Origin of the sequence: Allobaculum sp., assembly GCF_047010065.1 — a bacterium.
Lineage (GTDB): Bacteria > Bacillota_I > Bacilli_A > Erysipelotrichales > Erysipelotrichaceae > Allobaculum > Allobaculum fili.
Window position 1 is genome coordinate 1 of record NZ_JBKXLD010000081.1, and the last position, 10,551, is coordinate 10,551.

Annotated in this window: 5 protein-coding genes; 1 reads left to right on the plus strand and 4 read right to left on the minus strand. The window is 49.4% G+C overall.

Annotation, left to right across the window (positions count from 1 at the left end):
• The first annotated feature begins 374 nt into the window (after positions 1 to 374).
• Positions 375 to 584, plus strand: coding sequence for a hypothetical protein (locus tag ACLUYS_RS07575; RefSeq protein ID WP_288340363.1), 210 nt, complete (start codon positions 375 to 377; stop codon positions 582 to 584).
• 177 nt (positions 585 to 761) lie between these two features.
• Here the strand turns inward: ACLUYS_RS07575 and ACLUYS_RS07580 are convergent, their stop codons facing one another.
• From ACLUYS_RS07580 to ACLUYS_RS07595, 4 genes are all read right to left on the minus strand, one after another.
• Complete coding sequence (locus ACLUYS_RS07580) at positions 762 to 4,112, minus strand: beta-N-acetylglucosaminidase domain-containing protein (protein WP_230268225.1); 3,351 nt, start codon at positions 4,110 to 4,112, stop codon at positions 762 to 764.
• An 891-nt stretch (positions 4,113 to 5,003) separates the two neighbouring features.
• A complete protein-coding gene (locus tag ACLUYS_RS07585; protein ID WP_412659523.1) occupies positions 5,004 to 6,524 on the minus strand; it encodes an MGH1-like glycoside hydrolase domain-containing protein in 1,521 nt (506 codons plus the stop codon).
• 15 nt (positions 6,525 to 6,539) lie between these two features.
• A complete protein-coding gene (locus ACLUYS_RS07590) occupies positions 6,540 to 8,072 on the minus strand; it encodes an MGH1-like glycoside hydrolase domain-containing protein (RefSeq protein WP_412659522.1) in 1,533 nt (510 codons plus the stop codon).
• 577 nt (positions 8,073 to 8,649) lie between these two features.
• Entirely contained in the window at positions 8,650 to 9,747 is a 1,098-nt protein-coding gene (locus ACLUYS_RS07595) for an iron-containing alcohol dehydrogenase (protein WP_230268229.1), read from the minus strand.
• Between the last annotated feature and the right edge of the window lie 804 nt (positions 9,748 to 10,551).

A 10,551-nucleotide genomic window follows, 5' to 3' on the forward strand; every position in this document is an offset into this window, starting at 1 on the left:
TGAGCGATCTGTTTTTCTCTCTCGCGTTTTTTTGCTGGAGAAGAAAAACAGCCTTTTATTTATACCGCAGCTCCCGCTATCGTGCAAGCAATAAGGTGCGTTTGATCCCACTTTTTTTCATGCTTTTTTCCGCGCAGTTTTTCGCTCCGTTTTCGGGCTTTGAAAACGGCTGGAATCGGATGTTGAGAAGCTGGAATTTTTGAGGAGTGAAGCGGGTGCAGACAAGATAAACAGGAAAGAGAATCCGGACGAGCATCTGGTACAGTCTGCGAATAGCCTGTCAATGGAGACAGCGGACTGAAAATTGCGGCTGCGGATCAGGAGGCTTACGGAATCTTTGAGCCGTTCAGGCCGAAGGCAGAAGAAAAAGGCAGATGAAAAAGGACAAAGAAGAAAGAGGAAGGAAAACTTTTTCTGATTCAGGCTGTCTCAGGCTGGATTTTTCTTCTGCCTCCATAGCCTTTTGGCCTGTCGTTTTTTCTCCCGCTGTCCGTGGTTCCGAAAGTTTCCACAAAGAAAAGGACCGGCATCTGCTCATGGATGAGCGGATTGCCGGTCCTTATGCATTTGCAAAATCACTCTGAATCTGCACAGGGCCTGATTTCTGTGCAGTACGTCCTGAAGATTCAATTCTTTGATTCATCTGTCCGGATTGCCTGCACGGTCTGTACAAACCGAAATTGGTTTTGTGTTTCTTTTTCGGGATTTTCCTGTGTCCTTACGTGCTCTTCAGCACTCTACAGGATCAGGAGCAGCTCCGATTATTTTGGAAGCTCGCCGAGATGCAGGCGCAGATTGAGAAGCGCCTGGTTGAGCGCTTTTGCGGCTTCGTCGATTTCTTCCTGGCTGTCGTGCTGAGCAAGAACGTCTTCGCCGGCATCGACTGCTTTGGCTAAGGCATCCCAGCCTTTGGCAAAGTCGTCTTCTGTAAGTGTATCGGCTTTAGCGAGTGCGGTTTTCAGCAGGGTGGTATCGAAGAGTTCCGGTACGACTGGCGGCATGATCGTATTTTTGATCAGTTCGTCGGTCGGACGTACAACAACTTCCTGAATGGCAGCAGCTTCGCCGGCACTGAGGTCGAGACGTACGGCTTTGATTCGTTCGTTGATATCGAAGCTCTTGTTTTCTGCATCGAGCGTTCCAGCTTCTTTCCAGTTTCCGTCATACGTCTGCACGCTGACTTTGGCATTGGACACGCCGCTCTGCAGGATCTGCAGGGTTTTCACGCTGGTGATTGCGGAGAGGTTGTAAATCACATAGTCGCCCTCTGCCGGGGTTTCTACGGTAAACGCGGTATTGAGGTTGACGTCGCACAGCGATCCGATATTTCCGGCGGTGTTGGTCGAACCAATGTTCAGAGCTGTATTGCCGCCGGTCGATCCGCTCTGCTGAACGTCGATTTCATAAACCTGAATCCAGTTGGAATCGTGAGCCTGCGCCGCAACGAAGCGGACATAGCGAGCCTTTTTGCCGCCGACTTCAAAGCTGGCCTTAGCCTGAGTGTTTGATCCGCTGGTAACGGATTCGTAGCTGGCTACCGGGAGATCTTCACCGACCGTTTCCCAGACAGCGCCGTCTTCTGAAATCTGCAGGCGTGTAGAAGAGAAGCCGTCAATTCCGTTTGCGGCGCCTTTCGGGTTGCCTCCAAACAGGATGGACGCAGTTCCGACTGGAACTACAGTTCCTAAGTCAACCTGGAAATAGTCGCCGTTTGAAGCCGGAGCGTCGGACCAGTATTTTGTGGACGTATTGCCATCCACCGCATTGGCTGGTCTGTAGTTTTCATAGTACGAACCGTTGCAGACGTTGGTGGAAGCTGTCATCTGTTCGATCGGTTTGAACATGCCTTCGGCACTGATCACGAAGTTTTCGAGAACGAGCGGTGTCGTTGATTCGTTCACAATGCGGACATAGGTAACGTCCATGTTATCCATGTCTTCAGTAAAGGTTGTCCAGTCGCATCCGTTTGGCGAATATTCCAGACGGGTATTTTCCGGAAGTTCTGCAGTGAAGCTGCTGATCTTGGTCAGTTCGCCAAAGGAGAATCCGGCATAGCCGCCGTAGCCAAGGGTCGCACTGAAGGTGGCCGATGGCGAACCGGCATCATCAGAAATGGTTCCGGTAATTTCCGGATCCGAAGAAATCAGATGCGGTTCTACAGATACATTGAGCGCAGAGCGGAATGCGGCCTGCATTTTGGTGCTTACGCTTCTCAGGAACGGCTTAATGAACTTTTCGCAGATTTCTGCGGTTGTCTTTGTCATGTTTCCGTTGCGATCCATGGAATTCACTTTTAAAGCGTCGACCTCCGTAAGCAGACTGGAAACGGTTGTCTGGGCTGTGGTCATACCTTCAGCGTTCAGATCGAGAGCAGCCAGGAATCCATCCATGGCAGCCTGTCCAGCCTGTCCAAGCTTTTCGTAGCCGTCCAGATGTACAGAAATATCTCCCAGAAGGAGTTCGTCGTCCATGCCTTTCAGCTCGACGGCATCGTCTTCCATCTGTTTAAATTCGGCTTTCAGATCCATAACCGCTTCGCGGATTCCTTTGCCTGAAGCAATAGCTGTGTCAAGAGCCGTTAATTTTGGCTGAAGTTCCTTAGATTCGCCGACTTTAATGTCTTCAAAAGTATGTCCGCTGGTGTTGTCTGCGAAACGGGCAAATGCAGCGGCATGTTCTTCGCCGGCCACTTCCTTGATGGCGCGCAGCCAGGATTCATGCGACTGGAAACCCGGGGTATTCCAGGAGTAATCCGCGCCCTGATACAGGGCAACTTTGGAAGCCTGCGCCTGGTTCATCGGGTTCATATAAAAGCCGGCCAGTCCTGTGACATTCGGATCCACGAGGGAGGCATCGAGTTCGCCCATGAGCAGGCGTCCATAGCCCATATCGTTTACTGGATAGTTGAACCAGAAGGCTAACGGCTTATCGTAGCCGACATTGTTTTTTGGGCCGTTGAAGGAATTGGCTCCGCAAACACCGCCGGTATTCAGACCGGTCCACATCAGGGTAACGTCGTCATCGAGCGTATCCAGGAACGGTTTCAGGTAGGTCTGCCAGCTCGAGCCCCAGCCGTCGGTATAGCGCTTGGCTACCGTCAGCATGTTTCTTACGTCTGGATGTTTTTCCTTCATGTAGGCATTGACGCGGTTGATGATCGTCGCCTGTTCGGTACCTTCATTGTTTCCGCCCAGGTCGTCGTAGGAAATACCAAACTGTCTTACGCCAAGGGAATACAGCTGTTCCAGTTTGGCAATCAGCTTGTTGTAATCCTCGTCACCGCTGTAGTTGAATCCATTGCCTGGATGGACGCACCAGATAAAGTGCAGGTTGTTTTTCTGAGCTTCTTCTACGAGCTCATGAATCTGCTGCGCCTGATCTTCTGGATACAGATCTCTCCATCTGTCCTTGTGATACGGGTCATCTTTTGGCGCGTAGATATACGTGTTCATCTTGAACTTGGCGGTATCCTGGATGATTTTCTTTCGGTTTGCGAATGTCCATGGGATACCGTAGAAGCCTTCAATGGCTCCGCGCAGCAGCATATCCGGATAGTCGGAAATGGAGACTTCCGCGAAGCGGCCGTCTTCTGTGGTCTGCTCAAGGAGCTGACCGAGGGTCAGGACACCGTTATACACACCGTCCTGATCGTGACCGGTAATGACGATCGTGCCTTTGGAATTCACATCATTATCGGATACCAGAGCATAGCCCTGTTCTTTTGTGGTGCCTTCGAGCGTGCTGTCGCACTCGTCGCAATGGTCTGCGTCATCGCTCAGAAGAATTGTTGCATGGTCCGGGGAAACCTGGTCCGTCACCTGATAGGAAACGCCAAGATCGTCAAGAATGGTTTTCAGACGGTTAAGCGTAACTTCATTCTTTGTGCCGTGGACAACGATATCGACCGTTCCCTGCAGCTTCATGCCTTCCGTTCCGTCATATTCCAGAGACTGGGGTCTTGGATAGACCGAAACTTCAGCGGGTTCCTGATCCTGCTTCTCTGCAGCTGTATTCGCCAGCACAGAGACTGGACCGCACACCGTACCGGCCGTAACGCTCAGCGCCGCAAAGGTCGTATACAGTCTGCTCCAGGATTTTTTATTCTTTTTCATTCCAATCCTTTCTTATCCGCGTCCAGATGTTCTTCCGCCTGCCCTTATTCATGGCGGAAACGCTCTGTCGGCGGATCGCCTTAGACTTGCGTCTTTTCGTACAGAAAAAATGATATTCATCTCGCATTTTCTTTTTGCCCGTTGCTTCGATCGAACCGAAAATGCAAAAAGGCCATAAACGATAGGAAAAGGCCATAAACAATAGAAAGAACAGTCACCAGGACGGCACAACGATCTGCCCGATCGGCCTGCCTGCTTTCTGTTCCTGTTTTTTCTCTGTATTCGCATTGAGGGAGGGGGATGCGAAAATCGCATTCACGCCGGACGCCCGATGTCCGGTCTGCCCTTTTGCTTTGCTGTTTCCAGAATTTCCCTTGGGAAAATCTGTCGCTTATCGCTCCCAGAAAATTGGCCCGTCTTTGATACGGTCCCCTTTTCTGGACTAGAACAGAAGAAATAGATGTTCAGCTTCCCTCAGAGTCCATCTCCAGTCTAACGATTTTCGTTTTCCTTTCCAATACGATCGGGCAAAAAATGTTACCCCTTTCAGTCATATATCCAAATCCAAGCATAATAATTATAAACTCGTTGCAATTTTCGATTTACGTATTCACAATTCATTCCGCAGCTTTCTTATTTATCCGGTGTATAGAAACAAACAGGACAGACCACAATTGCTGAAATGAAACTCAGCGTGTTGCAGTCTGTCCTGTTCAGCAAAACGATTCTTCGAAAATCGCGGAGAGAATTTCCGTATAATTAAGCCCTGGCTGCTGGCTTTGCGGACTAGGCTGCCAGTTTTGCGTACGCGTTTTCTATTGAAAAAGCCCGTCCAGCTTTCTGGCTGAACGGGTCAGAGTTACAGAGTTTCATCCGATTTGGAAATTGGGATTATTCGGTCAGACCGTAGAACAGATCCTGATCAAGGTGTTCCCAGTTCCATCCGGCCTGAATCAGGTAATCGCGTTCTTTATCCGTGCTGGTGTAATGGTGTGCCCCTGCCTGGGTCTTCGCGGATAAGCCTGCGCTCGGGTTGTAAAGGCGGTGGATGACTACGCTGTGTTCATCATCTGCTTTAGCGGACATGAACTTGACGCCTTCATTTTTCCAGCCCAGTTTTTCGAGTGCTTCGATTTCCTTCTTGTTGGCGGTGTAGTGGTGTTCACCGGAGTTGCTGTTGTAAAGTCTTACCATTTCAGTGCCTTCTACTGGGGCAATCCAGGCGATGCCTTCTTTATTCCATCCGATGGAGCCGAGTACATCGTATTCGCGCTTGTCGGCGGTAAAGGGGTGTTCCCCGTTGTTCGGGTTATAAATGCGGTAGATGTTCTGACGCAGAGAATTCATGGCTTCCTGGAGCGCATCCCTGGCGTTCAGAAGCTCTTCTTCGGTTGTCTTCTTATTGGCAACGGCATCTTTGGCTGCCTTGAGGGCATCGGAGAGTGCCTGATAGGACTTCTCGGTGTAATTGCTGCTGTTTAAAGCACCGGCTTCTTCAATCAGCTTCTGCAGATCGGTTCTGCCGTCGTATTCCGGAATTTCGAACTTTTCCTGAGACGTCGTGTTGTTTCCGGTTACCACGTTCTGATACAGCTGGTAGTAAGCGGAAGCGGACCAGGAGAAGTTTTTCGTATGGAGGCCTTCACCGGTTTCCGGGTTGTAGTTTTCGCGGATGGCGCCATCGGAAAGCAGACCTTCTACGTTTTCAAACAGCTTGCGGGTCATCTGACTGGCTTCACTTTCGTAGCCGTAGTTCTGCAGAGCTTCGACGCCGAATAATGCCTGGTCCATCCAGACCGGTCCTCTCCAGTATCTGGACGGTGCATATTTGTCGTTGTCCTTGGAAGCCGTCGGGAACGGAACATTCGTATTGAATTTTCCTGGATCCATCATATTTTCGACAACGTGCGCGGCTTTGTCGGCCGGTGCCAGTTTGGCCCAGAGAGGAATCCAGCCTTCGGTTCCTTTGCCGCGGTTTACAAGCAGCTTCTTAACGGAGCCGTCTTCGTTAGTCTGCAGATCGTAATAGAATCCGGTTTCTGCATCATACATTTTGGTATTGATGTAATCGCCAAGTTCTCTGGCTTCTTTTTCGTAAACTTCCGCATCCTGCGTATAGCCGATTTCATCAGCGATTTCCGCAAGGAAGCCTTTTTCTGCGTACAGGTAAGCGTTCAGGTCAACGGATTCCTGGTTGATCGTGTAGCCGATCTGATCGCCTTCATCGTTGCGAACGGTGTAAACCTGAATACCGATATCGTCCTTGCCGTTTCCTTCAATATCAAAACGGGTTGCGTTGTCCATTCCGCTTTCCCATGCAGCCGCTTCAAGAACCGCTTCGGGGCAGACGACTCTTTCGCCGTTCTTGTCGAGAACCTGTCCGTCTTCGCCGACAGTTCCAACGCCTTCAATAACGGTTCCTACCGGCTAGCCGTAGCCGGCCCAGTCGTAGCAGACTTCATGAACCATGCCGCCGTATTCGGCAACACCGTTCTTATCAATGTCACGGTTGGTGTACCACCAGTTGTGATAGGCTTTCAGCTTCGGATACATTTCCTTGAGGAATTCCTTGTCGCCTGTCTGACGGTAGACGTTTGCAACGGCCCATGCAGCCAGAGGCGGCTTGGAGTTGCGTTCGTTCCAGTTGCCGCCGTCTCCTCCGCGGTCTTCGTTCTGGTTATAGAAAATGCAGTCGATGATGGCGCCGGCATCCTGCGGACGGACTTTATCATCGTCCTGGATCTGGTAGTCAAAGAGGGCTCTGACGTTGTTTTCCGCAAGGTCCTTATCAAAGACAGCGTTCGATACAACCTGTTTCCAGGAATCCCACGCCCACATGCCAACGAACCATTTATAGGACATGGACGGTACAACGCCGTCATGCTTCAGAGCACCGGCAGCGGAGAACCAGTTGGTAGTCAGCGTTTCAATGCATTTTACAGCTGCGCGCTTGTAGGGGGTTGTTGCATTGTTTCCGTTTTTGAAGATGGTATCGACATAGCCCTGCCAGCGATCCGTGTTGGCTTCGAAGGCAGCGTCCGGATTGGAAAGGAACGTATGACTCTGCGCTTTCTGTTCGGTTCTTTCTTCATCGGTAAATGTCCAGGACTGTGTCTGGTTAACTGTGTAGGACTGGCCGGCAGGAATAGTAACCGGTTCTTCCTTTGTAATGGTGTAGGAAAGCTGATCGTCAGAAACGGTAACATCGAGATCCTTCTGGTCGAGAACAATGTCGAAGGAGTTTTCGCTGGTCGTCATGTAGTTCCAGGTGCTTCGAATATCCTGGAAGTTCACTTTGACGCCGTCTTTCTCAGCAGAGAGGGTTGCACCTGTCTTGCAGTTGGGGTTATTCGCATACTGCCACCAGGAGAAAATGTGACCATCCCAGGACAGTTTCAGTTTCAGATCGTTTTCCGAATGGTTCTGGATTTCCGCTTTGATCAGTGCGGTTCGGTTGTTCGCAAAAATCAGATTCAGAACGAGGGAAAGATCTTCACTGATTTTGTAAACCTGTTCCAGACGCCCTGGATAATAGGCGGTTTCTGGCTGAATCTTGCTCAGATCAATATTCGTCACGGTATTGTTCTGATCGACAAGAGCAAGATCGATCTTGTTGATCGAGTCGGACAGATTGACCGGATACTCTTCGGCAACAATGACCGGTCCGGCAAATCCTCCGTGGGTCTGGGTGGCTTCTTTGTTGGGGAGATAGTAGCCGTGCCATGCCCCCTGGTCCGAAAAGTTGTTAAACCAGTTGGTGCTGTAAGAGCCATAAATCACTTCGGTCGGATTGGCATGAATGTCCAGCACGTCTTTGAAATCAGTCAGGGGCTGACTGTAGTCAGAACTGTTCTCCTGAGCAAAAACAGTCTGGAGCCGTGCGACCTGTACGCCGAAGCAGGCCATAGCGCCTGCCAGCACAGCGGACAGGCAGCGTTTCACAGTGTGTCTGTAGTTCATGTGTTTTTCCTTTCTTTCACTCTCTTTGAAAAGGCATTCCTAATCAAATATATTTTCGGCAGATATGTAATCCCTTTCCATTCGAATCTATACTTCCGTCCGTAGACAATTTCGTCAACCTGTGTTTGATGAATGTTATCTTTGTCAATTTAATGCGGTAACGAATTTTAAAGCTAGTCGAATCTGGTCAGAAAAGTTTGCTTTTTCCGGGATTGTTTACTTTGAAAGGTGCAAGATCCCCACAGCATCCGCATTCTCCCGCAAGCAATTCTCCGGCCAGAAAGAGCCGAATTTCTTTTCCTGAAACGATTCGTTTGAAAAAAAGTCCAGCCGCACGCCAGAGTTCTGAATGGCGCAATTGTTCCATTAAAACAGATTGCGGTCCGATGCGAAAACGCATTCTTTTTCTGGACTGCGGCAGTCGATCTGGGTTCCAATGGTCGGAAGCCCAATCCGTTTTGCTTCCTGATTTTTCCAGACGAAAAAGACGCAGTGCAAGGACTGTAAATCCTTAACACTGCGTCTTTTCGCTATTTCTTTTCAAACTGGACTCGAATCAGCCGTCGACTCTTGCCGACTATCTGGCATCCAGTTCGATCGCCTGTTTCAGAATGGCTTTCTGTTCCTTGTTTTCCGCCAGAGCGAGCAGTTTCTTCCTGTGTACTTTCAGGCCGCTCTCTTTTAACGTCAGCGGAATTTTGGTCGGCTCCAGGCCGGCTTTCAGAGAAGCGAGTGCGTCTTCAAATGTCGTCACCTGCGTATCACTGCCCGTATGCTGGGCGAGCGTGTTTGCGATATGAATGACTTCGTTCTTGTCGGCATCCTCAAGCGTATTCAGCCATGCGAAGAAGAGAACGGACTGTCCGGTGCCGTTTGGAAGAGAGTCATTAAAAGCGATTTTTTCGCCAATCGGCTCCACGGGGTTTTCCGGAAGCTTCAGATCTTTATGGGCATGGCAGCCGATACTGAACAGCTGGGTTCTTGCCTCAATATCGCCAATATTGCGCGAAAGCGCAGCTGCGGTATCGACCAGTTTTTTCAGCAGTTCCAGAGCCTGCGTTTTCTGTTCATCTTTTAACACCAGACTGGCGAAAAAGAGGCGGGCGTACAGGATAAAAATCTGGTTCATCGTCGGATAAAACGGATACTGCGACTCACAAGGATCCAGAATCGCAAAAGTACTCTTGAAAAATGGAGAAACCATCGTATGCCGCTTTCCGCCGCGAACGAGCGTGCACTTCTGGCCTAATTCACTGCCGGAAGCTGGATCGGTCAGAACCGCACCGATCACCGCTGCTTTCTTCAGTTTCTTTTTTCCATTCCAGAGGTCCTTGAGATCGCCTTTGACGCCCAGCCCGCCGGCGATGCCTTTTGCACACTGCAAAGTCGATCCGCCGCCAAGCGAAAGAATAATGTCGCACTTTTCCTTACGGGCAATTTCAACACCGCGTACTACGGAATCGTACTTAGGATTCGGCAGGATCTGTCCCATATTGGCATGAGGGAATCCCGCTTCATTCAAAAGGAGACGTACGGTCTGCAGCAGGCCGTCTTCCACAGGCCGATGGCCGTGAACCAGAAGGACTTTCGTTCCGTATTTTCTGAGTATTTCTGGCAGTTCATTTAAAGTCGACGCGCCGCTTCGAACATCGGTAGTAATTGGAGTTTTTGACATAACTGTATTCCAGCCGGCTGCTGTCCATTGGGATCCATTTCCCCGTAGAAGAATAATAAAGACCGTTTTTCAAAAGGCAGCGAAAAACGTATACAGACACAAAAAGATCGGAAAGAACCGATTCATTCGTACAGCCGACTGACCTTTCTTTATATCAATTCTGACAAATGCGTGCAGAAAAGCCCGGTTCATACCCGACTTTTCCTGACTCCATCTTTGTAAAAAGAACCCGAGGAGGATTCTATTTCTGTCCTTTTCGATAAATCGAACAGGATTTGAAGCGATACAGTTTTCAGATTTTTATCGCCAGAATAAAAGCCAGAGTGAGAAAAAGCCAGAGTGAGAAAAGGAGAAGGACAAAAATTCATTTATAGGCAGGCTATAAAAAAGAGCCACAGAGTGACTCCTCCAGTGCAGTCCGGAAACATGCACCTTTCTCGCTCACAATAATCCTTAGTCTCAGCTTCCGATTCCACCTTTTTTGAAGTGTTCTCTCCAAAAAGAGTAAAAGATCACGAAAAACAGTTTTCTTTTCGCGCGCTTTTACCTGCATGCCATCAATTCAGACAGCCACTAAGCGGCAGAACGTTTAAAGCGGTGTACATTCTTCGTTGATCCCTTCATCCAAAAATCCCTGGTTCATGCATGAATAGAAAAATTTTGCTATTCGCTCATCCGATTTCGTTATTTTCATTCGTGAAAAGCACTCCAAACGTTTTCGCTAATCAAAACCGAGCATTTTGATTAGCGAAGTAAGCGTCAAATAAAAGACGGGTATTTTCTCGACCGCCTCCTTGGGATAAT